Raw genomic sequence first — 26,292 nt, 5'->3', positions numbered from 1 at the left:
CATCGTTTATGTAGGCAAATACTATTCCAACAAGGAGCATCGAGATGAGCTGCTGAGAACACTGGCGGGAGTCTGGGAAGGCGTAAAGCGGGATTTCAAGGAAGACGTCATCAATGGAGATACCTATTGCCTGTAACCGATATTCCGTTTCATACTTGCCCACATTGCAATTATATTTTAAAAGGTTTTCCTATCCTTTCTGATTTATAAAAATAGCGGTAATTAGAGGAGGGTATACAAGTGGAAGATATCGACATTTTGCCTGTGGAATTTGTACTATCTAAAGGCATAGAATTCACTGGGGACGTTTGTTTTTCTGGGGTACACGGGCAAGAAGTTTTTGACAAACCCCTAAAAGAAGGGGGGGAACCTATATCAGGTCTACTGTATGAAAGGTATAAAAATGGTAATCTATCATATTATGCATACTACAAAAATGGTATATCTGATGGAGATTATATTAATTATTATGAAAATGGTAAAGTTGCGAGTTTTCAACAAATGAGCAATGGGGTTATTTCTGGGAAAAAAATCACTTGGTTTGAGAATGGTAACATAAAATCAAAAGAGGAATACAAATATGGATTTTGTGTAGCATATAGAGAATGGAGTAAAGAAGGAGAATTAGTCACTGAAAAAACAGAGCCTAGTGAATTTGAAAAAAAAATGATTGAAAAGTATGATACAAGGGCTGAAAAGCTGGAGGAAAAAAAATAAAGAATGGAATGCAGGGAACTTTCAAAGCTTTTTTTGTAAGGACGAGTGGGAATTTGAGAATTACTTAGCTGAATTAAATAATAGGCTAGTGTCCCATCAGTTAATATTAACCTGAATTTAGTCACAAAAGCGGGTTAAAGTTGCCTAGATGGGGCACTGGCATCAGATGGGCGACCTTCGCCCATCTTTTATTTAATTAAGTGAATTTTTGTTAAGTGACAAAGTTTTTTTCACGATATGATCTGCTTGTCGAGTCGTTTCTGGCAACCGATATTTCGGTGACAATCTGAGTATCAATTCGCAGGCAGTGTCTAAGGATATACGATGACCGATTGAAACAAAGATGGGTTTAATATTCATCTGTATTCTTAATACATTTCCGATGATTTCATTGTTATCAACTAATGGTGACCGGTCCCCTCTATTTTGATCAGGTTCTATAAAATGACCTAACAGCTTAGTTTTCCCACATCCAATTGTAGGAATATCATAAAGAACCCCTAAATGACAGGCTAAACCAAACCGTCTAGGGTGGGCAAGCCCTTGTCCATCGCAAACGACATTTATCTTTTCAAATGCTTTGATAATTGGAGGAAGTTCTCTGAATGAAAACAATCCCGGGATATATGGGAATTGAACTGTATCTTCAATAACAACTGACTCTACTAATTTCAATGAATCTGATTCTAAAATGACAATTGCTGCAATTAATTTGTCATTGGTTTTGCTATAAGCAACGTCTACTCCCGCAACATAGCGGATTTGATCGAACAAATCTTCTTTAATAACTTTTCGGGCTAATTCCTGTTGTAATTTAATGGCTTCCATTTGACATAAATTCCACCGATGCTGTTTAATTGTTTCCACTTTTAGTTCCTCCGAGTGTTAATAAGCAACATATCTATTTTAACAAATATCTTATTATATTTCAGTCCGTTTTCTTTTTATGGGGACGGGTGAACCTGATGCTAAAATCCTAAAACAAGTTGGGTACGGTGAAACAGATTTAAGTTCCATGGCGAAAAAATATCGAATTGAAAATAAAGCTTTCGATTTGAGAAATCTTGTTGTAGCGGAAATTGAAATAGATGGTGTTACTACTCTGAAAGTTTTTGAAAGCACAAGGCGACCAGTAGTAAGACCGAGTGGAAAAATAGAAGAGAAAAATGTTCATTCCGAAATGGTTTTGATTGAGGATAAAATTGCTGCAGAAAAAAATGGGCAGACATATATAGTCAAACGTGTTTATACTGAGAGAGAACCTTGTGTTCTTGGTGGTCATAATTGTAAAGAACTACTTGCTAATGAACTTCCTGATACTGAAGTAACCTATAGTGTTGAGTATGGGGACAAGGCATCAAGAGATACCGTTAACATGAGGGTGAAGACCCATCGGATTTATATTTCGGACCATAAAAGGATGATGAAAAGTGGAAGTTACAAATCAAATGAAGGAAATTGCAAAATTTTTAGCTGATTTAAACGGTGGTCGCCCAAAAATATCAAGATTTTATGATGATAAAAAAGAAAGCATTATTGATATTGTGATTATGGATAATAACCCTAATGAATATGAAACTACATTTGCTACAATAGGCTTAAATAATTATGATATTGGATACGCAGTAGAAAGCAAGTCATTAAGAGTTGAGTTCATTGGAACATGTATGGATGAATATGTATTATTTGGAAACCTACTTAGTACATGTGCTTTTAATATAATTAATTCAGGATATTCTTGTTCCCCTGGTGCAATTTATCCGAATGTCATAAAAATGTATTACCCTGAGTTAAATATGAAGCATGTTATGTTTGTAAGTCCATTCTTATGGGGCGAAAACCTCACTCCATTTGATTTTGAAGATAAACATGTCTCTTGGTTGCAAGCTATACCGATATCGGAAGAAGAGTATGTTTACGCGGAACAAAACGGGAGCGAGGCATTAGAAGATTTATTGGAAGAATCGGATGTTGACATTTTGAATTTGAATAGGCCATCCGTTATTTGATCGTAGTGATATGACAAGCGGAAGGATTAATTTTCGGATCGTTCTACCAGCAAAAGCCTGCCCAAGCTCTCCGTACCGCGGGGAGACTGTGGACAGGCTTCTTTTGTCAATCAGTCATTCAGTAATTGTAGCGTTTGAAGGTGGCATCACTTTTATCCGTTGCAGTGCTTGATGAACCGATCGGATCGAGCCGCAGCGCATAGTTGTAATGGCGCATGTAATATCCGGGTTGGTTGTAGGATTCGAGCGATATTTGCGAGCTGTCCGCCCAGCCGGCCGCGAGGTTGAAGGTGGCGTCCTGTTTGAATGCGTCGGTGCCGTCGTATTGTTGGAGGACGATTTGGTTGCTCGCGTTTCGTTTGATAAAGTAGCCGGGATAGTTGATCGATTCCAGCGAAACGCTTGACGCATTGGCCAGACCCGGTTCGACGCGGAACTGCGAATCCAGCGCCGGGGATACGTTCTGGTCGATGCGGAGGGCTAAGTTGTAGTGTCTGAAATAATATCCTGCGTAATTGTTCGACTCGAATCTGCTGTAGCCTGTGGCGTCCGGGTTGGAAGGTCCGAACAGGCGGACTTCGTACAACGTCGGGGTGTACCAGTTGTTCGGATTGTTCCACAGGACGGCGTTCACGAGGTTGATCCGCACGTAGCGCGCCGTAAAATGCACAGCATCGGTCGTAAAGCCGTACGTCGTGTTGCTTGTGCGGTCGATGGCCGCGTAGTTGACGCCGTCGTTGCTGACTTCGATTTTGTACTTGTAATAGCCTTCGGAGCCTTTGTACATAAACCATGAAATGTCCACTTCCGTAATCGTTTTGGGCGCTCCGAAATCGACCTGCCACCAGGCCGGCCATGTGCTGCTGGAAGCGGCCCATGAGCTTTGCGCATTTCCGTCGTTGGCATTGCCCGGAGACGAGGAGGAAGCGGTCGAGCTGGCGGTAGCCGTTTTGCCCAACGCGTGGTTGACCAAGGAGGGCAGCGTCACGGTTCCCGTGCCGGCATCCAGGCTCCAGCTGCTGTACCAGTCCAGCGAAGCGGTTCCGCTCGCATCGTTCAGCGAGAGCGGCAGCCAGATGTAGTGATGATCGCTCAGGTTGAGCGGGTTCCAGCGGTCGGCCATATAGATGTAGGAGGTGGAGGAGCTTCCCGTTACCGTCAGGATCGAATGAATTTGCGAGCTGTAAGCAGCGGGATCGCCGAACGGCGAGAGCGCCGACCAGGTTCCGGTCATTGAACTGGCGGTCGAGTAGCCGCCCTGATTCGGGTACCAACCGGAAGCTTGCGAGGTGAACAAATAGTATTTGTTGTTCTTTTTCACGACGGCGGGCGCTTCCCGGTAGCCATTTTCATATACCCATCCGACAAAAGACTGCACGCTCGTATAATCGCTGCTCAGTTGGAAGATAGCCATGGTGTCGTTGGCTCCGCCGTTCTTTTTGGAGGCGGTGATCAGGTAGGCGCTGCCGTCGGTATCGGCAAACACGGTCATATCGCGGGATTCGTAATTCAGCGGCCGAAAGCTTCCCTGATACGTAAAGTTGCCGTCAGGCGTGCTGCTCGTAGCGACGGCCACGCGGGCGAGAGAGTAGTCTGTTCCGTTCTCGTAATGCATCCACAGCACGTATTTGCCGGTCGAAGCATTATAGATGACTTTTGGCCGTTCGATTTTGCTTGAATTTAGTTCCGATGCGGAATTTTTGGTCAGGATGCTGTTGCCGAACGTCCAGTTTTTCAAGTCTGTCGAGGTGTAGACGTTGACTTTGTCGAAAGTGCCGTTGGAGTGCTTTTCGCCGTACCAGTAATAAGTCGAACCTACTTTTAAAATATTGCCGCTGTACGCCTCGATCGGGTTCCCCGACGTATCTTTCCAGTCGATCCCATTGCTGATGCTGACGCTGGCTGCGCTGGCCGGGACAGGTTGAACCCCTGCCCAAAACGCGGTGAGCAGCAAGCAGGCGAGCACTGCGTACAAGCACCTCCAATACAATCTTTTCATCAATCATATTCCTCCTTCATTAAGATGATGGCTCGCTCGAGCCTCAAAGTTTAGTTTAATCGAATAGTAAACGCTTACAACTGTAAAATGTCAAGATTTATGAACATTCATGCGATCGGTTCGGAGCCATATCCGCGGGATTGACGACGATGAGCGCCGCGGCGGCAGCCTTAGCCACACCGCATCGGGAAAGAACGGACGCTACGCTGCCCGAAGTGGGAAAGGGCCGACGGTGCGAGTCCGTGCGCGCCTCCAATGCGCGGAGTTCAATCGTGCCGGAGCCGCCTGAAGCATTGCAGGCAAGAAAATATAAGATTTGGCGCATGTGGCATAGACGCTTTAACTTCCGGGATGGAGGTGCAACTGTTGTGAGTTGAGTAGACTGGAGGGTTTTGAAGAATTCGGAGAAACGCAGTTGCTAGTATATGGTTCCTGTGAAGCGTTAAACCAATTGATTTATACAAACGGTAAACGGTGCTTTAGAGACCGCTTAAACACTAGAAACACTAGCTGTTGCCCATGCGCAGAAAACCTGCAAAAGCTCACCATACCGCTGGCGGCATCAAAATAGTGCATCGCTAGCTAGAAAGCCTGCAAAAGTACATGCTTTTGCCTACAGCCCACGCTGGAAAGGAAAAATTCCTGCAAATCTGCAGCTTTTTCGCTGAGATTTGGGGATCGGGCCCGCCGTGATCGGGAATTCCTGCACATTTGCAGGTATTTCCCGAAAATGGACGGCCTATCGCGAAAAAGCCTGCACTTTCGCAGGCTTTCCGACTTCCCGGCCGCCCGCCCACGGCCACCCCGCGCCCGTCCGTCCCGCCACCGGTGGCCGTACGCCACGTGCACCACACGCAGCCAAGGCTGCCCAAGGGAAGCCCTTTCTTTTATTTTCCTAAATGCACTTTTTTCTCATAGATTATATAATAATGGATGGCAGGCCAATCGGAAAAAAAATGACGAAGGACGGGGCAGCATGAACATCAAACGAATTAGCCAGGAAATGGCGTGGGAGCTAAGACATGCCGTTATGTGGCCGGACAAGGATTTGGATTTCGTCAAATTGAAGGATGATCGGGACGGGATTCATTACGGTCTTTTCTCGGAAGAGCGGCTGCTCTCCGCGATTTCCTTGTTTATCGACCGGGATTTGGCGCAATTTCGTAAATTCGCGACGCTTGAGGAAGAACAGGGCAAAGGGTACGGCAGCAAACTGCTGCAATTTTTGATGGATGAAGCGCAAGCGCTGCGTGTCCGGAGGATTTGGTGCAATGCCAGAAAAAATAAAGCCGGCTTTTATGCGAAGTTTGGAATGAAAGAGACGGCGGAGGCGTTTGTCAAAGACGGGCTGGAGTATGTCGTGATGGAGAAATACTTCGAGTAGCTTGAAGGGTGGCTTGAAACAGGAGAATCAGCCGGTCTTTTCGTGAAGGAGATTTCATAAAACGATAAGAAGGAGGATATCGAATTTCGTCGAATTTTAGAATGTGCCCATAATTTGATGTCGCTACTCCAAGGGGTGGTTCTAAATGAATCCTGTTCAACGCATTGCTTTTGTCGTATGTCTGATCGTACTACTGCTGTTTGCAAACGGGATCATTGCTTCCGGCATCAAAGCAGCCCAAGTAAAAAACATAGACACAAATACGGAGTGGGCGATTCTATGGGGAGACCCTTCCGGAAGCGCGCAGGAGCAGCCTCCTTCGTCCGAAGCGGCGAACTGGATGACCGTTCCCGTTATGGCGCCGATGCCCATGAAGCCTGACGGCGTCACTTCAGCCTGGATCAAAATTCAGCTTCCGGCGTCGGTCGGGGACCATTCCGGGATCTTGATCGGCGAACTTTACGCGCAGCATCTGACCGTATATGTCGACGGGAACAAAGTTCAAGAGAGCATCCACGATTTTCCATATGACCTTCAGCGGATTTTAGTCCCTCTCAGCCATGAAGACGCCGGCAAAACGGTATACTTAAAAATGGAAACGGGGATGGATCGGATGGGAATCCGTTCAAATATCGAAATCGGCAGCTATTCGGATTTACTGCCCCATTTTGTCGTACGTGATTTGGGGGACGTCATTCTTGGATGCGCTTTGATTTTTATCGCCGCCGTCATGTTCATATGCGCAATTTTTCTGAAAAAAATCCAACTGCCCAGCTGGATTTCGCTCGGTATCGTCATTTTGACGATGGGGACAATTTTTGTCACCTATTCTCCGTTTATGTATGCCATTTTTGGGGAATACGGCGCTGTGCTGGTCGATTTTTTCGATCTTTCGCTAGTCGTTTTTTTGCCTGCACTCAGTTATTTTTTCGAAAAAATATTCGACGACGGCAACCTGAAACTGATCAAAATGTTCAGAAAATTTCAGATCGGCTACTCCGCTTTCTCCGCCCTATGCATGGTCATCAACCAGTTGTCCGGCTACCGGTTCGCAGATGAGTATTTTTTCATATCCGTTACGCTGCTGGGCTGCATCATGCTCGTTCAACTGTCGCTGCTGATCACGTTTTCCGTCAAATACGCGATGAGAGGCAACAAGGATGCCGTTATTTTTACGAGCGGTTTTGCATTCTTCGGACTGTTGGGCGTTATCGATCTGATCTGGTTTTACGCCTCCAATCAAACCCATCAAATTTTCTTGTGGAAATGGGGGATCGTAGGCTTCGTCATTTCGCTGATCACACTGCTGGGACGAAGATTCGCCGCTTATCAGGAGCTGATGGCCAATTACTCCAAAGAGCTCGAATTTTACAACAACCAGCTGCAATTGTCCGAAAAAATGGAAATCATCAGCTCGCTGGCCGCTTCCGTTGCGCATGAAGTGAGAAACCCGCTGCAGGTGACCCGCGGTTTTTTGCAGCTGCTGTCGCATAAATCCGATATGAAGCAAAAGGAATACATGTCGCTGGCCATCGAGGAGCTGGATCGCGCGTCAGGCATTATTACCGATTTTTTAACGTTCGCCAAGCCCCAGTTGGAGGAGGTTACCGTCCTCAACGTCTCCAAGGAGCTGAAGCAAATCGAAGGCATTATCGTTCCGCTGGCCACTTTGCACGGCGGAGGCGTGTTTCTCAGCATCCCTCAGGAACTGTACATTCACGGCAATTCTTCCAAATTGAAGCAGGCACTCATTAACATTATTAAAAATAGCATCGAGGCGTTCCGCGATCAGGGACAGATCAATATTTGGGCTTATGAGGAGAGCGAGGAAGTCGTCATTCACATTAAAGACAACGGCGAAGGCATTGAGCCCGCGACGCTGGCCAAATTGGGCGAACCGTATTTTTCGACGAAAACAAAAGGGACGGGGCTCGGATTGATGGTGACGTTCCGGATTATCGAGGTCATGAAAGGCAGGCTTGAGTTCAAAAGCGAAAAAAACAAAGGCACGGAGGCAATCATACGCTTCCCTTCCGTCATCAATTAAAAAATCCCCCAAAAGCGGAGGAAAGCGGTTGCCTGCTTCCGAAGCTTTCCGGGGGATTTGTCATTTTGCGATTACCAGATGCTGACCGGCCCGGGGGTCCCGTCGAGCACATCGGCAGGATTGGCCGGAATAACGAGCACTAATTGTTTGGAAGTTTCCTCTACCACGTTCAATTCGATGTTGTCAGGAATCACGATGCCAAATGCTTCTTTGAGAGCCGCTTTCGGATCGGCGAGAAGCTGCTGTTTGAAGGATGGATCTTCCCATGCTTTTTGGATAATTTTGGATCTCAGAATTTCTTCAGCTGACAAATCGATCACTCTCCAAACAAATTAGTAGAATAGTTCTACATGAGCATACCATAAACTGACATGTTAATCTATCATTTTTACTTCATATTCGACAAATAATAGTTAAATCCGCCTAGTTCCAAAGACTTTCTCCCGCACTCGATGCGATCCGCCTCCTCCAGCAAATTGCGCACCATCGATTCATGAAAAGAAAGCAGATGAGGTGCGTTCAACTGCAGCTCCTCCAGCCGGACATGATTCGCTGCGGCAATTTGCGCGTACCGGGCAAGAGCATCGTGAACGTACACCTGCCGCTTCACGATTTCGGCGGTCAGGGCGCTGTCAGGCGGCAGCCGCAGCTCTTCCCGAATCATCGCGTGCAGGCAGTTGTAGCTGCCCTCTTCCAAATCTTCCTGCCAGTCGGCCCAATCGTCCGCCATTTGCAGCGTCACGAGCACCTGACAGACCGCTTCGGATACGGCTGCAATGAGCTCGGGGCGGCCGGCCAAAACCATGGCGCCTGTGCTTGCGAACTGAACCGGGCTCGACTTAGCGGCCACTTTCAACATGTCATGGATGAAATCATTGCGGCTCAGCTCATTGGAGACGGCATCGGACCACTCCCTGACATACCGGTCAAACCATGTCCAGAACGGGGAATCCGCAGGAAAGAGCTCTCGATAGATTTCCAGAAACTGCAAATAAAACAAGTTGCCGAGCGGCAGCTTTTCTTTGTGCTGTCCCGACGCGGAATCCATAATATCGTCCTGGATAAAAAAGTACAGCATCACGAAGACGTTCGCGAGCGCCAGCTTGCGCACGGACTTTGCCGGCAGCTCCGCCAGATCCGATACCCAGAACGGCAGCAAATAGCAAATATAATTTTTGGTGCTGTCTTTGCGGTTAGGGTCAAATTTGGCCAAATAGTCCAGGCCGAGCCGGTCCATAGGTTCCGGAAACCGGGAGACGGCCGTTTCGGCTTGCGCAAAGACGTCTTTCAGTTCTTTTTCAAATACAAGATGCCAGTTCATCGTTCACCCGCCCTTTTCAGATTGGCCCGGCGCCCCGGGCAAATGCCATGCCGAACATATGGACCGCATGCGAGCTTGCCGGATCCTGCAGCCAGGCGTTCAGCTCGTCCGTCCGTTCGGGAGGGAGCGATTCGCCCAGCAAATATTGCGAAACGAGCCGCATGTACGCATGCAGCCGTTGTTTATCATCCTGCCGGGAAGCATCTATGCTATAATTCCGAGTATATAGATGCCGAAGCCCGGCATGTTCGAATTCGAGCTTCAGGCTGTCTTTCGCATCCAGGAGCTTGTTTTTGAGCAGAGCTTGCCGGGAGCTTTCGTACAAGGAGCCGAACAGCGGAAGGCTGCTATTCACATGCAGACGCTCGCTTTCAACTTCCAGAACGACAATGACCGAGCGCTCATGCGTGATCCGCTTCAGCGTGCGGCAGAGGCTTGGCTTGTCGGGGATGTGATGCACGACGAGGCGCAAAATCACAAGGTCGTAGAGCGTGTCCTGCGGCAAATCCTCGAAGCTCATGCAGTGAAATTCGAGCCCGGGCTTCCGGCGCGGCAGCGCTTTTTGGAAAATGCCGGGGCTGATTTCGATGCCTGTCTTCCGGGCCGCCGGAAAGCTGTCGTGCATTTTGGACAAGTAGGCGCCGTTGCCGCAGCCGATATCGAGGATGGAAGCGTCCGCCAAGTCCGCTTCAGACCAAAACAAACGGTGCTCGGCCGGATAAAAAAGGTCTGCCGTAATCGACAGCATGTCGTCAAATATCGCGTCTTTTCCCCGCATGTTTTGGCTCCCCCCGCTTTATAGTTCCTATGAACCAGACTAGCACGATAACGGAGCGGATACAACGATATTTCTTAACGAAAGAGGTGAAACCCCTTTGCGGCTGAGCCTGAGCAAATGGAATACGCTGCGCAATCAAATATTGGTCGGTTTTTTGCTGGTGATGATGATCGTGCTGGTTCTGGTCGGTATTATTACTTTCAATTCGGTGTCGACGCTGCTGAAAAATAATGCGGAAAAGCAGATCCGGCAAACGGCGGTGCAGGCCAACGGCAGATTGGAAGCGCTTATCAAACAGATCGATACGCTGACGACGCAGGCGATCAACGATCCGTACGTGCAGCAGCTGCTTCTGGCGGAAGTGAACGGGAAGCAGGCCAATTTTGACCAGCGGCAAAGTCTGGTTCATATCGCCAACGAAATCCAGGGCTATTCGACCGGCGTCGCATCCGTGGAAGTGTACAACAGCGACTCCGCCAGGCTGTTCCCGCTGGACGACCGATTGCTCTCGAACCGCGTCGATCCGAAATGGATCGGGGAAGCGGAGCGGGAGAAAGGGAAGCTCGTCTGGATCGGAATCGATCCCAGAGACAGCGATTCGGTGCTCGCCATACGGCGCATCAGCCTGCTCGACCGCTGGTTTTCGAACGGCGGCTATTTGCTGGTCCGCATCAGCAGGAGCTATTTCGAGTTCAAGGAGCTGCTTTCCGAAGAGCAGCAGCGCGAAGCGATGCTTCTGGTCGACCGCGAGTCCCGCCCCATAGCTGCGGACGATCAGGCGACCGCCGATATCGAGGCGCTGATGAGCACGGACGGGCAGACCGTCGATATTGCCGGGGAGCGCTACATTTTGGTGAAGCAGCCTTCGGAAGTAACCGGCTGGACGCTGATGATCCTGAACCCGGTCAGCAGTGTTACCGCGGGCATTTTCGTGCTCCGAACGGCGATAATCGCCTCGGGGGCGGTCGGCTTGTTGCTGTTCCTGTTCATGTCGTTCATGCTCTCGACGATGATTACACGGCCGATTCTCAAATTGATCAAGGCGATGCGCAACACCCGCAGCGGCGTGCTGACGCCCAACCCCGAAACTTCGTACACGGCGGAAATCAACGATTTGAACTATACATACAATCAAATGGTGGACAACATGAACCGGCTGATCGAGCTCGTCTATGAAAAGGAAGTTATGCAAAGCCGGACGGAGCTGAAAGCTCTTCAGGCGCAAATTAATCCCCATTTTCTTTACAACACGCTGGAAGCGCTTTACTGGTCTCTGCAGGAAAAGAACGAGGAGCTGGCCGAGTACGTGATCGCGATGTCCGAGTTGTTCCGCTACACCATCGGAAATCCGAGCAAAGACGAGTGGGTTACGGTCGGCGCCGAACTGGAGCATATCGAACGCTACCTGCTCATTATGAAAATGCGGTTCGGCGATCGTTTTGCCTGGAGCATCGATTGCGCTGCGAGGTGGCATCATGTGCCGATGCCGAAGCTGCTGATCCAGCCGCTTGTCGAGAATGCGATCCTGCACGGCCTGGAAGGCCGGACGGGCCAAGGCGCGATAACGGTAAGCGTAAGGCCTGCGGCGGACAGCGACCGCTTGCTGATTACGGTGGCGGACGACGGGCCCGGCATGGAGGAAGCGACGCTGCGGTCGATCCGGCAGAGGGTGGCCGGGGGACAAGCGCTTTCCGGCGAAGTCGGCGGCATGGGGCTTTCGAATGTGGGACGCAGATTAAAGCTGTACTTCGGACATGCCGGCGATGAGCGCGAAAGCCTTGTCGTTCAAAGCAGCCCCGGCGCCGGCACGAGCGTCAGTTTTGAAATTCCGGTGAATGACGGAGGTGCGCAATGATTCATATGCAAAAAACGATCATGATCGTCGACGACGAGCCTTTAACCCGGCAGGGTCTGCAAAAAACGCTGGAATTTTGGTCAGCCGGGCGCTACCGGATTGTGTGCGCGGACAGCGGCGTGCAGGCCATCGATATGCTGCATGACAACCCGGTCCATCTGCTGATCACCGATATCCGGATGCCGGAAGTCAGCGGTCTGCGTCTCGTCGAGCTGCTGAATCGCAGGCCGCACAAGCCGGTTGTGATCATCATCTCGGGCCATCCCGATTTTGATTACGCGCAGACGGCGATCCAATTGGGCGTGGTCAATTATTTGCTGAAGCCGCTGCAAAAGAAAAAGCTGATCGAAGCCGTCGAGCAGGCGATGACGATCGAGGAGGCGCGCGAAAGAGTCGGAGCGATGGAGAAAATGGTGGATACCCGGCTGATGGACGCGCGGGAGGAGCATCCGCACATCAGCGATCCGATTCGCGAAGCGCTGCGCTATGTGGACGAGCACAAGGGAGAGCCGCTCTCCTTACGCGAGGTGGCGGACCGCGTCCATTTGAACCCGAGCTATTTCAGCTCGCTGTTCAAGGAGCAAACGGGCCTTACGTTCAGCGAGTACGTGACCCGCAGCCGGCTGCAAAAAGCGAAGGAGCTGCTGATCCGGACCAAGCGGCCTGTCGCGGAAATCGCCGAGCAGGTCGGGTACCGGACGGCGAAATATTTTATCACCCTGTTCAAGGAATACGAAGGCAAGAGCCCCGCGCAATATCGCAAGGAAATGGCCGACCCGGGAAATGAAATCTAAAAAAAGTGGAACTTTTGCTAAACATCGTTGCCTTACCCCCTCTGGAAGATTCTGCTAGAATAAAATTCGGAAAGCCAAATTGATGAAGGGGGATTCGAAAGATTATGAAAAAAGCGCTTACATTCTCATTACTGCTTACAGTTTCCATGGGAACTGTATTGGCAGGCTGCTCAAGCTCCAAAGAGGCGAACGCCGGACAAAGCCAAAGCGCAAGCCCGCAGGCGTCGGCCAAAGCGGGAGATAGCGGCGGCACGGCCAAGTCCGACAAAAAAGCGACGATCAAATTCATGCATTTGTGGCCCGCAGGCAGCTCGGCTACGCAAAATAAAATCGTCAATCAAATCATTACGGAGTTTCAAACGGCCAATCCGAACATCAAGATCGAGCAGGAAGTGCTGGAAAACGAACAATACAAAAATAAGATGAAAATCCTCTCCACCTCCAATGAACTCCCGGATGTGGGCATGACCTGGGCCGCGGGTTACATGGATCCTTATGTGAAAGGCGGCCTGTTCACACCGCTTGACGATGTGCTGCAGAGCAGCGATTTAAACGGCAAATTCGTCAAGGGAACGACGGAGGCTTACGCTTTCGGCGGCAAGACGTACGCGCTTCCGGTAGAGCTGAATATCGTGCCGGTCTATTATAACAAAGACCTGTTCGCCAAAAACAACGTGCAGGTTCCGAAAACGTACGATGAACTCAAGCAAGCTGTGAAAACGCTTAGCGCCGCAGGCGTCGCGCCGATTGCGCTGGGCAACAAGGACCGCTGGACAGGCTCGCTGTGGTACATGTATTTTGCCGACCGGGTCGGCGGCAAGGAAACGTTGAAAAAAGCGATCGACCGCAGCGGCTCGTTCGAAGATCCGAGCCTGATCGCCGCAGCCAAGGACGTGCAGGAGCTCGTCGGCTTGAACGCTTTTAACAAAGGCTTCAACGGCTTATCCAACGACGAGGGCAAATCCGAGTTCATGAACGGCAAAGCGGCCATGTACCTGATGGGGACATGGGAGCTTCCGAACTACACGACGAACAAAGACGTGCCGCAGGATTTTAAAGACAAGATCGGCTTCTTCAAGTTCCCGACCGTAGAGGGCGGCAAAGGCGATGCGAACAGTTGGGTCGGCGGGCCGGGTGTCGGGATGTTCGTTGGGGAGAACTCCAAAGTGAAAGACGAGGCCAAGGCGTTCATCAAATTTTTCATTACCAAGTGGGGCGAGCATTCGGTTACGGAAGCCGGCGTGATTCCCGCAACCAAAGTGGACACTTCCAAAATCCAGCTGCCGAAGCTGTACATCGACCTGCTGAACGAGCTGAATCAAGCGAGCAACATTACACTGTTCGCCGATGTGCAAATGAAGCCGGGCGCGGCGGAAACCCATCTGAACATGATACAGGCGCTGTTCGGCAAAGCTGCCACTCCGGAGGAGTTCGCCAAGAAGCATGAAGAGGCGCTGGCCAAAGAAGCGGGGAAATAAAGGAATTTCGGAGGAGTCGAGCTGCTATGGATAAAGTCATGTCCGACAAAAGAATCATAGCGCTATACGTGCTGCCTGCGCTCTTCATGATATTGGCGCTGATTTATATCCCGATCGTGCTGACCGGTTATTACGGCTTGATGAAGTGGGACGGCGTTGGAGCTATGACGTTTATCGGTACGAAAAACTATGTACAACTGTTGAAAGACGCGCTGTTTTGGCAGAGCGCGGGCCATTCGTTCCTGCTAGCCGTATTTTCGACGCTAAGCCTGATCGGCTACTTGCTGGTCGCGCTTGTGCTGTCCGGCTCCATTAAAGGAGCGGGCCTGCTGCGCAAAATATATTTGATCCCGATGCTGCTGTCATCGGTCGCCATCGCGCAGCTTTGGCTAAAAATATTTCACCCGTCGAACGGCGTGCTGAACACGGTGCTCGAAGCGGCGGGCATCAAGAATACGCCGGAGTGGCTGGCCGATCCGTCCATCGTGCTGTACGCTATTTTCATCCCGATTCTTTGGCAATATGCGGGCTTTTACATCTTGATTTACTATGCTGCGCTGAAAAATATCCCGTCATCGCTGATCGAAGCCGCCAGAATCGACGGAGCGAATCCGTGGCATATCGCTTTGCGAATCAAGCTGCCGCTGATCGCGGAGGTGGTCAAGGTGACGGTCGTGCTTGCCGTCGTCGGGTCGCTCAAATATTTCGATCTGATCTACGTAATGACGGGCGGCGGCCCTAACCGGGCGAGCGAAGTGATGGCCTCCTACATGTACCAAAAGGCGTTTAAAGGCTACGATTTCGGATACGCCAGCGCAATCGGTTTTTTCCTGCTGCTCATATGCCTGGTCGTTACCTGGCTGATCCGCAAAGCGACCGCAACGAAAGAGGAAATTCAATATTCGTGAGAGAGGAGGGGCTGCACCTGAGTACAGCGACCGCTTTGCGCGCCCGGCCGAAGGCCGAAGGCTCCAAACTGCCGCAGCGGCTCGGATACGGGCTGCTGTATGTGATCCTGATTGCCGTAGCGGCACTGCAAGTGCTGCCGCTCATTTGGCTGCTGCTGTTCTCGCTGAAGAACAGCCAGGAAGTGTTTAATCTGCCGCCGTTCGCCCTGCCTGCGCAGTTGCGCTGGGAAAATTACGCCAAGGTATGGACCGAGGGCCATATCAGCCTGTATTTTTTCAACAGCGTATGGATTACGGTTTTGGCCGTCGTTTTGACGGTTTTGCTGGCAAGCCTGGTCACGTTTGCGATAACGCGGATGAAATGGCGGCTGAAGTCGTTCGTTCTCGGCTTGTTCATGATCGGCCTCATGATCCCGGTTCATTCCACTTTAATTCCGCTGTTCAGCATGTTCAAGAAAATGAATCTGATCGATCATCCGCTATCCATCGTGCTCTCGTATACCGCTTTTAATATGCCGATTACGATCATGATCCTCCTCGGCTTCTACTACACGCTGCCCCGCGAGGTGGAAGAGGCCGCTGTCATGGACGGCTGCTCGATCAACCGGATGTTCGCCCGGATCACGCTGCCGATGACCGCTTCCGTAATGACGACGACCGCTATTATCAACATGATCTACAACTGGAACGAATTTATTTTCGTCAATACGTTCATCAGCTCCGACAAGCTGAAGACGCTGACGGTCGGCGTGCAAAATTTCATCGGCCAGTACACCACCGACTGGGGAGCGATCGGAGCGACGCTGATGATCAGTATTTTGCCGATTTTGGCCGCTTTTATCGTGCTCAGCAATCGGATCGTGGAAGGAATTGCCGCCGGATCGGTCAAGGGCTGACAAGCCTATTATTTCATTACATTGCCGCGTGAATCGCGGCTTTTGTATTTCATAGGATAATTGTTCGACTGGTCATTCTTCAAGTGAGGTGAATTATGGGCTTCAAATTAAAGCAGCAGCGTTTTTTTGCGTTTTTACTCATTGCAGGAGTAATGATATGTCTTATATGGTTATTTCGTTCGGCTTTTTTTAGTGTGCAAAAAGTTGATCACATGGACTATAAAGGCTGGATAACAGGAATTGCAGCTAATCAGGAAATATCGATACTGGATACTGTAAGCGGGGATGTCAAGACCTTGGTTAAAGGCGGAGTTTGGCTGGTCAAAAGAGCGGAGGAAGTGAATGGGGCGGAGAGTATGAAGTTTTATATGTCCCAGAACGACTTGGAAGATTTAATTAAAAAATATGGCGGGCAACCTGTTCAGCTTGACGACGCCGGAGGGTATTTGATGGTAGAATTTACGGCGTCCGTGATTTCGCCCGATGGCGGGAAGATTGTATACAGCGCCACATTAAACTGTAATTATGCCAAAGGAGAAAATGTTCCGCTATGGTTGGCATCAAGTATCTGGACTTATGACCTGAAAAGCGGTGAAAATAAAATGATATATACGTCATCCGATGCAAAGAACGAGCTGTGATGCAGATTGGGAATCTGATGCCGCGGCAGCTTTAATGATCCAAAACAAATACGGTGAGGTCAGGTAATCCGCTCCTCGCCGTATTTGTTTTTTTCGAAAACCAATATTGGCAAAATATCATCCCGGTCCCCCTTTCCGGCGTTCCGGCACATTTCATAATTTTTCATACTTTTTTTATGAGGGCTTTATAAGTGCGTTTTAGGATGAAAGGCGGAGAAGAATCAGGAAAGGATGTGTGCGATGAAGCCAACTCGTAAATCGCTCTATGTGCTGGCAGCCGTTATGGCGATCGGAGTTCCGACGCTGACAGGTTGCTCAGTACCCGGAAAGGCGAAGGACTCTGCTGCGGTTGCGGCAGCGGGAATGACAGGCAAATATGTGGGAACGGCACAGGCGGCTCTGGCCGATTGGACACAGCAAATGGATCAGACAGGCAATATCGAGCCGGCTGCTCAAATTGGAGTCGTGCTGAAGACGGACGGCGATGTCGTCAAACTGCTGAAAAAGAAAGGCGATGCCGTGCACAAGGGAGACCTGCTGCTACAGCTCGATACTACCGATATTCAGCGGCAGAAGCAGCAGGCTGATTATGCGCTGCAAAGCGCCCAATTGCAATACGAACAAGCGGAAAAGAATTTGCAAGAGAACCAACTGGAGTTGACCAACAATCTGCAAAAGAGCGAACTCAACCTGGCGGATGTTCAGGAGCAATATAACAAGCTTCAAAACGATTACAACTCCGGGCTTGTGTCAAAGCACGATCTCGATCAGATGAAGCGCAAGCTTGATAGCGCGGAATTGGACCGCCAGATTGTGCAGTCGAAGCTGGATGCCCTGCGAAACACAGATCCGCTCGCCGCAGCCCGTTATTCGCTGCAATCCAGTCAGATTGGAGCCCAGAATGCGGACCGTCTGCTAAGCTATTGCGATGTGACGGCGCCGGTAGACGGTATCCTGACGGACTTCCCGGCAGACCTGGGCATGACCTTAAATAAGGGGTTCAAAGCGGCCGTGATCGGAACTATCGATAAAGTCAAGGTAACAGCCGATCTCACGGATGAGCAGCTGCCGCTGCTGGCAGGCAGAGATACGCTGTCATTCACAGCGGATGGGGCTTCCTCGGTTTATCAGGGGAAGGTAACTTATTTGGCGGCAGTAGCGGATCAACAGACCCGGACATACCGTCTGGAGCTGGAGGCCGAGAATCCTAACGGGGAAATCAAAGTGGGCAGCCGCGCGCATATACAGTTAGCGGGCAAGCAGGAGAATAAGGTGTTGGCGGTGCCTGCTTCCGCGATCGTCAAGGAGGGCGCGGACGCCTACGTCTTCGTTGTACAGGATCAAAAAGCTGTCAGGCGCAAAGTAACACTTGGAAAAACGCGCGATGACAAGCAAGAGATTAAGAGCGGGCTGCAAGTTGGCGACTCTGTCATTACCTCAGGACTTTACCAACTTAAGGATCGGGATCCGGTTGTCATCTCCCCATAGCGGATGTTCTGACGAAAAGATACCTGCTATAGGAACGGAAAGGGGAGAATTCTTGTGGCCAAGCTTATACAGCTCTTGTTGAAATATCAGAAAGTGACCATTGTCTTTTTTATAATTGCCGTATTGATCGGGTTTACCAGCTTCTCATCATTGAACCGCAAGGAGAACCCCTCTATTGCCGTCAATACGGCGACAGTGACAACCCAGTTTCCCGGAGCTTCTCCGGAAGATGTCGAGCAGCTCGTGACAAAGCCGCTTGAGGACAAGATCAAGGAAATGGAGTTGATCGATTCGGTCACCTCGTCTTCTTCGGAAGGAGTCTCATTAATTGTCGTCAAGCTGAAACCGGTGCTGAACGGAGAGAAGGAATATCCGGCGCAGTGGGGTATTTTGCGGCAAAAGGTGCAAGATGCCGAAAGCAGTCTGGCGGAGGGAGCCGAGACACCCGTCATCAATACGGACCTCGTTTCGACGGCGGTTAGTATTTATCATATGGTCGTGGCCAACGAAAGCGATCTTGAGCTGCTTCGACCGGTTACCGATACGTGGAAGAATGAGCTTTCCCACGTAACCGGAGTGAGCGGTGTGGAGATTAAGGGTCTTCCCGACATGCAGGTACGGGTTGATCTGGATATGAAGAAATTGGATCAATACCAGCTTACCTGGCAAAGCGTCTCCCAAGTGCTGCAGGATGCCCAGAAGCGGGTGCCGCCGGGCAAAATGACCGACAACGGGAAGAGAACTTTTCTGGACCTGACGGGCGATTGGAAGTCCGTAGACGACATTGCGAACAGCATCGTTTATCGCAATCCGGCGTCGGGCACACCGATTCGCGTCAGTGACGTTGCGAGTGTGAAGCTGGCCCCCAAGGAATTCGAGCAGGGCATCTATGTGAACGGGAAGCCTGCTGTCGATGTTATTGTTCAGACAAGAGGCGATGTCGATATTCCGACGGTAAACAAGGCTGTAGAACAGAAGTTGTCGGAGCTGTCAGGAGGGCTGCCGAAGCAGGTTAAGCTGGTTCCCATGTTCTCCGAGGCGGACAATGTGAACGATTTGTTCCATACCTTGACCAGAGAGCTGATTACCGGAATGGTTGCCGTACTCGTCGTATGCTCGCTCGGTCTCAGCCCGCTTACGTCCTTTATTGTTGCGCTTGCCATTCCGATCTCAGTGGCCGTAGCATTCATCCCGCTGCAAATGTTCGGCGTCGATCTTAACCAGATCACGATCGTTTCGCTTGTCATTGTACTGGGCATTCTCGTCGATGACGCCATTGTCGTCAACGACAATATTCAGCGGCGGCTCGATCTCGGCGATTCGCCCCATCAAGCCGCATTATTCGGCAGTCTGGATGTGAATGTCTCGATCTTGACGGCGACGGCAGCGACGGCGGCCGCATTTTTCCCGCTGTACTTTTTAACCGGCAGCATCGGGGATTTCATAAGGCCAATACCGGTCGTCATTTCTTTAACACTTGCAGCTTCCATGCTCATGTCGTTGACCGTTGTCCCGATTTTTCGGCGCTGGCATGCCGTAAGGCGCAGAGCGAAGGCGGGCTCGATGCCGACGAATAGACCCCCTGGACTGTTGGGGGGAGCCCTTGAGAAGCTCAGTCTGGTCTATGAGGCTCTGATCAAACGCTTGCTGCGGAGGCCGCTGCTTACCGGCGGTATCGCGCTTCTGATCGGCACCTCCACCTATTTGCTCGTTCCTCTATTGGGCGTGCAATTTTTCCCGAAAGCGGAACGATCGGAGATGCTGGTCGACATTACAATGCCGGTCGGAAGCATCTACGCGAATAACGCCGATGTGGTGCAAGGCATGGCCGCATGGGTTCGGCAGCAGCCCGGAGTAAAGTCGGTTACGGGGTATGCAGGAAGCACGGCGCCGAAGTTCTATTATGCGGAACAGGAGCAAGTCGGCAACCTCTTGGGGCAGCTTTATGTATCTATCGATACCCATAAGCTTCAGACCAATGAAGTGATCGGACCCTGGAAGAAGCAGCTCGGTGCGATGTACCCGGACGTCACAGTGCTTCCTCGCGAGCTGGAGCAGGGACCTCCTGTAGGCGCACCGGTCGCGATTCGCATAAGCGGGCCCGATGTGAATGAACTGGAAAGCTTGTCCTCGCTTGTTCAGGGGCAGCTAAAGTCCATACCAGGCGTAATCAGCGCGTCCGATGATATAGGAGATCCCCTATACTCGCTTCAGTTGCGGCTGAACCGCGATAAGGCAGGAAATTACGGCATCTCGGATCAGGCGCTTTCATCCACGGTACGGCTAGTATCGGACGGCCTGAAGGTCGCGAGCTGGAATGTCGACGATCAAGGCTACGATGTCGTATTGTACAACAAGGATAAGGCAACCTCCACAGATGCGCTGCATGCGCTGCTGGTTCCGGCCAAGAACGGACAGAACTATCCTCTGGACGAATTCGTGCAGACGGAATCCAGTCGCAGATTGCCCAAAATTCGCCATTATAACGAAGTGAGGACAGTAACCGTCTTGGGTTATACAGACGAACATACGAACGCTGCGAAAGTCGTCCGGGAACTGGAGCCAGGCCTGAAGCGCATTGCTTTGCCGCCCGGATACACGGTAACCATTGGCGGCGAGAATGAAAGCCGCAATAGTGCGTTCTCGTCCTTGGGCATTTTGTTTGTAGTCGTCCTGCTATTGATTTATCTTTTTATAGCCATTCAATTTTATTCACTCAGCATCCCGCTGCTCATTCTATCGACCGTTTACTTGGCTGTGGGAGGGGCTATGATTGGGCTTTTCGTTACGGGTTCCTCAATCGGGTTTATGTCAATGATGGGGCTCGTCAGTCTTGCGGGGGTTGTGGTACGGAACGGGATTGTGCTGATCGAATTTATTCAGCAGGCGATGGAGCATGGGCTCTCGCTGCACGATGCGGTCATCCAGGGCGGCAAGGCCCGGCTGAGGCCGATACTGCTGACGACGGCGACGGCCATTGCAGGAATGGTGCCGATGGCCATTGAGGGGGGAAGCCTCTGGCGACCGATGGCGTCTGCGATCATCGCCGGACTTCTGTTCTCAACGGTGCTGACACTGGTAGTCGTTCCATCCCTTTATTACAAGCTGGAAGATTTAAGGCAATCGCGAAGAAGCAGGCATCATGAAGCGGCAGAAGACGGCTTCAATCCGCAATCGAAGGGAGAACTTGGCAGATGAGAACAATGAATTGGATAAAAATAGGGAGTGCCGCAGCGCTGCTCTTATACGCTTGGCCTACAGGCGCGGCATGGGCGGAGGCATCTGGAACGGCCGGAGCTGCCGTATCCGCCCCTTCCGCCGGGGACGCCGCCGTTGCCGCAGTCTCCCAGACTTATGCGCTGACCGAACAGTTGGACGTTCGAATTAAAAGCGTTGCAAGCTTGCCTGCGGTAGACGGAACCCAGGCAAGCGCTGTCGTGCTGTTGACGAATCATAGCAGCGAGAAGGTACGTGTGCCTGAATACGAGCTTCATCTTATCGCTAAGAACGGCAGCGATTATCTGCTGGCGAGCAGCGCCGACAATGTGACGGCCGTCTTGCCGGACAGCACGGTGGAGCTAAGCTACCTTATTCAGATCAACGGGAAAGGCAAGGTTGAGCCGGATCAACTGAGCTGGCAGGATGTGAATGACTATGTGTTCCCCAAGACGATCCAGGAGGTGTTGTCCATCCCGGTTTCGAACCGGGTATGGACAGGGATCGACAGCGATACCGACGAAGCCAAGCTTCCATCCGTCCGCTGGAATGAACCGTTTGCCCTCGCCGATCTGGATTCTCCCATCCGATATCGTCTCACACAGGCGGATGACAAGGATACCGGAGAAGGCCATTCCATCACGGTTCAGGTGCTGGCGGACAATACGGATTCCAGCCGGATCCAATCCGTTCCTTCATTCGTTATCGGGGCCGGCGACAGCTCCCATCTGACGGCAGGACGACTGTCGGAGACGGCTCCGGTCACGCTTCAACCCGGGGAGAAGAAATACTTGCACTTTCAGATAGACTTCGATAAAGATGCGCATCCAAAATCATATGAAGTGTTATCTGCGGAGCATTTTACGAAAACAGCTTCGGGCGGCCAGGCATCCACAGTTAGCTATACGGCAGGCATGTACCGGATTCCTCTGGAGGCGGGATCATTGACTTCCCAAGGACAGACCTCCGCTAACTATGCATTCGGGACGCCGATTACACTTGACCGGGTTAGCGATGACGTTCCTAACGGACTTGAGGTAAAGCTGGTCGACCTTCATCGTTTGACCACCGACGATCTTGGCAACGATACAATGGTAGCTCGATTCCTGTTCACCAATACCGGAAATTCCACGATCCCGAAGCCGGCCTTGCAGACCGAGCTGGAGTCGAAATCCATGCAATACACCGGCACTGCATTCCAGTCAGCCGTACAGCTGCTTACTCCGGGCTCGACCTATCTGTTCAGCTATTCCTATTCTGTGCCGCCGGAAGCCGGCGATGATTCTTTCGTCCTGAAGGTGAAGGGCGCTTCCGGCTCATCGGGTTCGAATGTATTGGCGGCGGTACGGGTTGCGCCAGGCAGCGGCAATGCCGAGCGTGATATGATGTTTTATCCTTTCAAGGTAACGTACGATCGGCCAAGCTTCGTAGGCTGGACTGCCTCGATCAATCCGATGACGAGGGCAACCGAATATTCCTATAAATTAATTATGGATTTGAATATAGACAAGCTTGCTCAGGTGGTTCCGGACAATTCGCTCTCGCAGTTGCGGATTGATTTGACGGATGTGAACGGCTCTGTGCTGGCTACGAGAACGCTGGCCTTCGCGGGTCCGAACCGGACGCTCAGCGGTAAACAGGATTTGGTCTTCTCTAATCTGAACACGGAATTGCTGGCGCCGCTGACGGTGAAGATATACGAGGATGTACAGACGCCTTCCGGTATAGCTCAACGTCTGCTCGAGACGTTCCAGTCTTAGATCGGGACCGGCATTCATTTTCAATGAATCTTTTAAGTCATGCTATAATTGAAAAAGGAAACTCTTACGAAAGGGGGCGGTTTTGTGTACGATGCGGTGGTGCTGATAGCGGACGATGACAAGGAAATTGTCGAACTGATTGCAGACAGCTTGGAGGATGAGGGTTGCAGAATCGTAAAGGCCTATTCCGGCATTGAAGTGCTGCATCTTTTGGAGAATGATCCGAAGGTTCACTTAATCCTTCTGGATATCATGATGCCCGGCATGAACGGAATGGATGTTTGCCGCACCATCCGCAGCCGCACGGCGTCCCCGATCGTCTTCTTGAGTGCGAAGGATCGTGATATGGACAAGGTTTTAGGTCTGGAGGTCGGCGCTGACGACTACCTCACGAAGCCATTTAGCATAGATGTGCTTGTGGCGCGGGTGAAGGCTCATCTCCGAAGACAATTTAGGATGCAAGGGACAGAGGATACCGGGATAATCAAGGTGTCCGGATTGCAAATTAATAAAAATAAATATGAAGTGCTTAAGAACGGCGAGAAAATCGAGCTTTCCAATAAAGAGTTTCAATTGCTCGCCTATTTGGCCGAGCATTCGAATCAGGTGCTTAGCCGCGAACAAATCTACGAGGCGATTTGGGGCGAATATGTGTACGGCGATTTAAATACGGTCACAGTCCACATCAAGAATATCCGTAAGAAAATCGACCCGGATAACCAGTATATTCTGACCATCTGGGGCGTTGGATATAAATTTAACGGAGGAGGCGGAGGAAGCAGATGAAGCTGACCGGTAAATTCGTCTTTCTGTTGGCGCTGCTCCTTTTCATCCATACGGTCTCCTTGTTGGTTTATTACCGTACCTCGGTAGCCGCACAATTGTTAGGCGATCTCCAGAGAATGAAGGAGCATAGTGTAGAGCAAGACAACGAATATACGAAGATGATCGAACAACTCGTCTCCGATAGAATACAGTTGGAGGCCTACCTTAACCGAATCTCCTATGAACGCCATGCGGCATTTACGATTAACGACCTCGAAGGCCGGGAAGTGCTGCATATAGATAAGACTCATAAGGGAATTTGGCAGTTTGGGAACATAAATGTGGCTTTCGTAAACGGGCGTGCGGCTTATATTGTGGACATTAAGACACCTATGGGGTTTACCGAAGTGCTGTCGCATATGCACACCGTATTGCGTCTTCTCTACTTTGATCTCATCTCGATCGTCGTCATTTTACTAATTCTTATGCTCTATTTCCGGTATGATGTGGTCAAACCGCTTTACACCTTGCATCAAGCGATCGATAAGGTGAACTTCCGGAATTTTTTCGTATCCCTCAGTCATCGGCGAAAGGATGAGATCGGCAGTCTGTTCCACAAATTCGAGGAAATGGGCGAACGGCTGGGAAACGCCAAGAAGGAGCAGATCGAAATGGTTTCGGCAATCTCTCATGATATCAAGACGCCGCTAACCTCCATTTTGGGCTACATGCAAAGGCTGTCCGCAGGCAAAGTGAATACCGACGAAAAGCGCCAAGACTATTATGAGATTATTTATCACAAGGCCAAGGACATAGAGAAGCTGATTCAGGATTTCTCCACTTATACGATAAGCGAGGAGGCCGCTCTGCAATTAAACGTCAAACCGGTCCCTGCTGCGGATTTTGTCCAAAGTCTTTTGGTGGAATATTCGGAAGAGATGCAGACCCGGGAAGCTGAGCTTACGACGAAAGTCTCGATCCCCCCTTCGACTCTGCTGCTCATTGACAGCAGCCAGCTGCGCCGCGTGTTCGCAAACTTGGTCAGCAATTCACTGCGCTATGTCGAGCCTCCCGTGCAGATTGAGTTGTCCTGCAGAGTCTTGGGGGAACAGGCGGTGATTGCATTGGAGGACAACGGCCCGGGCGTTCCGGAGAATGAAAGAAAGGACATCTTTAACAAGTTCTATCGTACGGAAAAATCGAGGTCGCGAGAAAAGGGAGGCAGCGGGCTTGGCCTTGCCATTTGCCGGGACATTGTGGAAGCGCACGGGGGCAGGATTCGAGCCTACGAATCTTCGCTCGGGGGCCTTGGCGTCGAATTTACTTTGCCGGTGATAGCGTAGTTGTACAACTGGTCGAAATCATACCGGCTCAACCCGATGCCGGAATCGATGCTTTTCTGCATAGCGATGAATAACGACTGCTTTCGTGCCGCACATAAGCCGCATGCAAGCAGTCATTTTCGTGTAAACCGGCCTTCTGCAGGGTTCGCAGGCGGACTTCCGGGGCACAATTGTTTTTACGGGACTTTTGCGCTTTGACCGCGGCTCCCATTGACATCCCATGTTATTTTATATACATTTTAAACAAATAGATTGTTTGCAAATCGAATGGACGGAAAGGAATTGTAAGCCATGAGCAGCAGTGAATATTTAAAATTGGAAAACCAGCTATGCTTCAATCTGTATGCCAGTTCCCGCGCGGTCACTCGCCTGTACCGCCCGATGCTGGACGAGTTGGGGCTGACGTACCCGCAGTATCTGGTTTTGCTCGTGCTGTGGGACCAACAGGAGAGCACGGTCAAGGAGCTCAGCGAGAAGCTGGATCTGGACTCCGGCACGCTGACGCCCATGCTCAAGCGCATGGAAGCCCAGAAGCTGATCCAAAGGCAAAGATCGCAGGAAGACGAGCGGATCGTCAACATCAAAATTACGGACAGCGGAATGGCGCTCTACCAAAAAGCGCTGTGCATTCCCCAAACGCTGCATACGATGCTCGCCGAGAGCCGGCTGACGCCGGAAGACATAGCCAAATTCAGCGAGCTGCTCAAGCTGTTCCTGATCGATGTGAATGCGGTCCAGTAATACTCCGACCGGCAACCGAAACTCCCCCATATCCGAAAGTTTGCAAGCGTCGATTTGCAAACTTTTTTTCTGTTTTCGCCTTTTTTGAGGACTAGGACTCTGGTAATATAAAGAGAAAGTCGAATTTTGTATTCTTAAGAAAAGGGAGGATG

At 50.7% G+C, this 26,292-nt stretch carries 22 protein-coding genes; 17 read left to right on the top strand and 5 right to left on the bottom strand.

Features of this window, described 5'->3' with window-relative positions:
- Positions 1 to 240: 240 nt before the first annotated feature.
- Entirely contained in the window at positions 241 to 717 is a 477-nt protein-coding gene (locus tag AC3G2T_RS28540) for a toxin-antitoxin system YwqK family antitoxin (RefSeq protein WP_488437684.1), read from the top strand.
- A 192-nt stretch (positions 718 to 909) separates the two neighbouring features.
- On the opposite strand, the gene nfi is transcribed toward AC3G2T_RS28540, so the two are convergent.
- Positions 910 to 1,545 carry a deoxyribonuclease V gene (nfi, locus tag AC3G2T_RS28535; protein WP_488437689.1) on the bottom strand — a complete coding sequence of 212 codons (636 nt, stop codon included), beginning with the start codon at positions 1,543 to 1,545 and terminating at the stop codon, positions 910 to 912.
- Between the two features lie 118 nt (positions 1,546 to 1,663).
- On the opposite strand from nfi, the gene AC3G2T_RS28530 reads away from it, so the two are divergent.
- Entirely contained in the window at positions 1,664 to 2,194 is a 531-nt protein-coding gene (locus tag AC3G2T_RS28530; RefSeq protein ID WP_488437683.1) for a nucleic acid/nucleotide deaminase domain-containing protein, read from the top strand.
- On the top strand, positions 2,148 to 2,726 hold the full coding sequence (locus AC3G2T_RS28525; RefSeq protein ID WP_488437682.1) for a suppressor of fused domain protein: 579 nt from the start codon (positions 2,148 to 2,150) through the stop codon (positions 2,724 to 2,726). The genes AC3G2T_RS28530 and AC3G2T_RS28525 overlap by 47 nt, the downstream gene beginning before the upstream one ends.
- Positions 2,727 to 2,844: 118 nt before the next feature.
- On the opposite strand, the gene AC3G2T_RS28520 is transcribed toward AC3G2T_RS28525, so the two are convergent.
- Complete coding sequence (locus AC3G2T_RS28520) at positions 2,845 to 4,725, bottom strand: AbfB domain-containing protein (protein ID WP_488437681.1); 1,881 nt, start codon at positions 4,723 to 4,725, stop codon at positions 2,845 to 2,847.
- 976 nt (positions 4,726 to 5,701) lie between these two features.
- Between AC3G2T_RS28520 and AC3G2T_RS28515 the strand changes: the two genes are divergently transcribed.
- Both AC3G2T_RS28515 and AC3G2T_RS28510 read left to right on the top strand, forming a co-directional pair.
- On the top strand, positions 5,702 to 6,109 hold the full coding sequence (locus AC3G2T_RS28515; protein ID WP_488437680.1) for a GNAT family N-acetyltransferase: 408 nt from the start codon (positions 5,702 to 5,704) through the stop codon (positions 6,107 to 6,109).
- A gap of 145 nt (positions 6,110 to 6,254) precedes the next feature.
- Positions 6,255 to 8,156: an ATP-binding protein gene (locus AC3G2T_RS28510; RefSeq protein WP_474679814.1), complete on the top strand. Its 1,902-nt coding sequence runs from the start codon at positions 6,255 to 6,257 to the stop codon at positions 8,154 to 8,156.
- A gap of 71 nt (positions 8,157 to 8,227) precedes the next feature.
- On the opposite strand, the gene AC3G2T_RS28505 is transcribed toward AC3G2T_RS28510, so the two are convergent.
- From AC3G2T_RS28505 to AC3G2T_RS28495, 3 genes are all read right to left on the bottom strand, one after another.
- Positions 8,228 to 8,476, bottom strand: coding sequence for an NHLP leader peptide family RiPP precursor (locus AC3G2T_RS28505; protein ID WP_474679813.1), 249 nt, complete (start codon positions 8,474 to 8,476; stop codon positions 8,228 to 8,230).
- Positions 8,477 to 8,544: 68 nt separating this feature from the next.
- Positions 8,545 to 9,477: a class 1 isoprenoid biosynthesis enzyme gene (locus AC3G2T_RS28500; RefSeq protein ID WP_488437679.1), complete on the bottom strand. Its 933-nt coding sequence runs from the start codon at positions 9,475 to 9,477 to the stop codon at positions 8,545 to 8,547.
- 16 nt (positions 9,478 to 9,493) lie between these two features.
- Entirely contained in the window at positions 9,494 to 10,255 is a 762-nt protein-coding gene (locus AC3G2T_RS28495) for a class I SAM-dependent methyltransferase (protein WP_488437678.1), read from the bottom strand.
- A 97-nt stretch (positions 10,256 to 10,352) separates the two neighbouring features.
- Between AC3G2T_RS28495 and AC3G2T_RS28490 the strand changes: the two genes are divergently transcribed.
- The 12 genes from AC3G2T_RS28490 (at position 10,353) to AC3G2T_RS28435 (ending at position 26,140) form a co-directional block, all read left to right on the top strand.
- Positions 10,353 to 12,110, top strand: a complete 1,758-nt coding sequence (locus AC3G2T_RS28490; protein WP_488437677.1) for a sensor histidine kinase — start codon at positions 10,353 to 10,355, stop codon at positions 12,108 to 12,110.
- Positions 12,107 to 12,904, top strand: coding sequence for a response regulator transcription factor (locus tag AC3G2T_RS28485; protein ID WP_488437676.1), 798 nt, complete (start codon positions 12,107 to 12,109; stop codon positions 12,902 to 12,904). The genes AC3G2T_RS28490 and AC3G2T_RS28485 overlap by 4 nt, the downstream gene beginning before the upstream one ends.
- Before the next feature lie 104 nt (positions 12,905 to 13,008).
- Positions 13,009 to 14,382 carry an extracellular solute-binding protein gene (locus AC3G2T_RS28480; protein ID WP_488437675.1) on the top strand — a complete coding sequence of 458 codons (1,374 nt, stop codon included), beginning with the start codon at positions 13,009 to 13,011 and terminating at the stop codon, positions 14,380 to 14,382.
- A gap of 26 nt (positions 14,383 to 14,408) precedes the next feature.
- On the top strand, positions 14,409 to 15,290 hold the full coding sequence (locus AC3G2T_RS28475; RefSeq protein WP_488437674.1) for a carbohydrate ABC transporter permease: 882 nt from the start codon (positions 14,409 to 14,411) through the stop codon (positions 15,288 to 15,290).
- Positions 15,291 to 15,307: 17 nt separating this feature from the next.
- Positions 15,308 to 16,186, top strand: a complete 879-nt coding sequence (locus tag AC3G2T_RS28470) for a carbohydrate ABC transporter permease (protein ID WP_474679861.1) — start codon at positions 15,308 to 15,310, stop codon at positions 16,184 to 16,186.
- Positions 16,187 to 16,281: 95 nt separating this feature from the next.
- Entirely contained in the window at positions 16,282 to 16,827 is a 546-nt protein-coding gene (locus AC3G2T_RS28465; protein WP_488437673.1) for a hypothetical protein, read from the top strand.
- 240 nt (positions 16,828 to 17,067) lie between these two features.
- The gene (locus AC3G2T_RS28460; RefSeq protein ID WP_488437672.1) at positions 17,068 to 18,315 is read left to right on the top strand and encodes an efflux RND transporter periplasmic adaptor subunit; all 1,248 of its coding nucleotides are present in this window, start codon (positions 17,068 to 17,070) and stop codon (positions 18,313 to 18,315) included.
- 54 nt (positions 18,316 to 18,369) lie between these two features.
- Positions 18,370 to 21,513 (top strand): efflux RND transporter permease subunit, encoded by a 3,144-nt coding sequence (locus AC3G2T_RS28455; RefSeq protein WP_488437671.1) that lies wholly within the window; start codon positions 18,370 to 18,372, stop codon positions 21,511 to 21,513.
- Positions 21,510 to 23,291, top strand: coding sequence for a hypothetical protein (locus AC3G2T_RS28450; protein ID WP_488437670.1), 1,782 nt, complete (start codon positions 21,510 to 21,512; stop codon positions 23,289 to 23,291). The genes AC3G2T_RS28455 and AC3G2T_RS28450 overlap by 4 nt, the downstream gene beginning before the upstream one ends.
- An 84-nt stretch (positions 23,292 to 23,375) precedes the next feature.
- Complete coding sequence (locus AC3G2T_RS28445) at positions 23,376 to 24,077, top strand: response regulator transcription factor (protein ID WP_488437669.1); 702 nt, start codon at positions 23,376 to 23,378, stop codon at positions 24,075 to 24,077.
- The gene (locus AC3G2T_RS28440) at positions 24,074 to 25,399 is read left to right on the top strand and encodes a HAMP domain-containing sensor histidine kinase (protein ID WP_488437668.1); all 1,326 of its coding nucleotides are present in this window, start codon (positions 24,074 to 24,076) and stop codon (positions 25,397 to 25,399) included. The genes AC3G2T_RS28445 and AC3G2T_RS28440 overlap by 4 nt, the downstream gene beginning before the upstream one ends.
- Positions 25,400 to 25,690: 291 nt before the next feature.
- Positions 25,691 to 26,140, top strand: coding sequence for a MarR family winged helix-turn-helix transcriptional regulator (locus AC3G2T_RS28435; RefSeq protein ID WP_474679806.1), 450 nt, complete (start codon positions 25,691 to 25,693; stop codon positions 26,138 to 26,140).
- Positions 26,141 to 26,292 lie beyond the last annotated feature (152 nt).

Source organism: Paenibacillus sp. sgz302191 (genome assembly GCF_057749925.1).
This window is presented reverse-complemented; position numbering and strand designations above follow the sequence as displayed.

Coding starts and splice junctions, on each gene's coding strand:
- AC3G2T_RS28465 (WP_488437673.1), top strand. CDS start 16,282: ATGGGCTTCAAATTAAAGCAGCAGCGTTTTTTTGCGTTTTTACTCATT.
- nfi (WP_488437689.1), bottom strand. CDS start 1,545: ATGGAAGCCATTAAATTACAACAGGAATTAGCCCGAAAAGTTATTAAA.
- AC3G2T_RS28460 (WP_488437672.1), top strand. CDS start 17,068: ATGAAGCCAACTCGTAAATCGCTCTATGTGCTGGCAGCCGTTATGGCG.
- AC3G2T_RS28435 (WP_474679806.1), top strand. CDS start 25,691: ATGAGCAGCAGTGAATATTTAAAATTGGAAAACCAGCTATGCTTCAAT.
- AC3G2T_RS28450 (WP_488437670.1), top strand. CDS start 21,510: ATGAGAACAATGAATTGGATAAAAATAGGGAGTGCCGCAGCGCTGCTC.
- AC3G2T_RS28495 (WP_488437678.1), bottom strand. CDS start 10,255: ATGCGGGGAAAAGACGCGATATTTGACGACATGCTGTCGATTACGGCA.
- AC3G2T_RS28510 (WP_474679814.1), top strand. CDS start 6,255: ATGAATCCTGTTCAACGCATTGCTTTTGTCGTATGTCTGATCGTACTA.
- AC3G2T_RS28500 (WP_488437679.1), bottom strand. CDS start 9,477: ATGAACTGGCATCTTGTATTTGAAAAAGAACTGAAAGACGTCTTTGCG.
- AC3G2T_RS28530 (WP_488437683.1), top strand. CDS start 1,664: ATGGGGACGGGTGAACCTGATGCTAAAATCCTAAAACAAGTTGGGTAC.
- AC3G2T_RS28485 (WP_488437676.1), top strand. CDS start 12,107: ATGATTCATATGCAAAAAACGATCATGATCGTCGACGACGAGCCTTTA.
- AC3G2T_RS28440 (WP_488437668.1), top strand. CDS start 24,074: ATGAAGCTGACCGGTAAATTCGTCTTTCTGTTGGCGCTGCTCCTTTTC.
- AC3G2T_RS28480 (WP_488437675.1), top strand. CDS start 13,009: ATGAAAAAAGCGCTTACATTCTCATTACTGCTTACAGTTTCCATGGGA.
- AC3G2T_RS28515 (WP_488437680.1), top strand. CDS start 5,702: ATGAACATCAAACGAATTAGCCAGGAAATGGCGTGGGAGCTAAGACAT.
- AC3G2T_RS28475 (WP_488437674.1), top strand. CDS start 14,409: ATGGATAAAGTCATGTCCGACAAAAGAATCATAGCGCTATACGTGCTG.
- AC3G2T_RS28520 (WP_488437681.1), bottom strand. CDS start 4,725: ATGAAAAGATTGTATTGGAGGTGCTTGTACGCAGTGCTCGCCTGCTTG.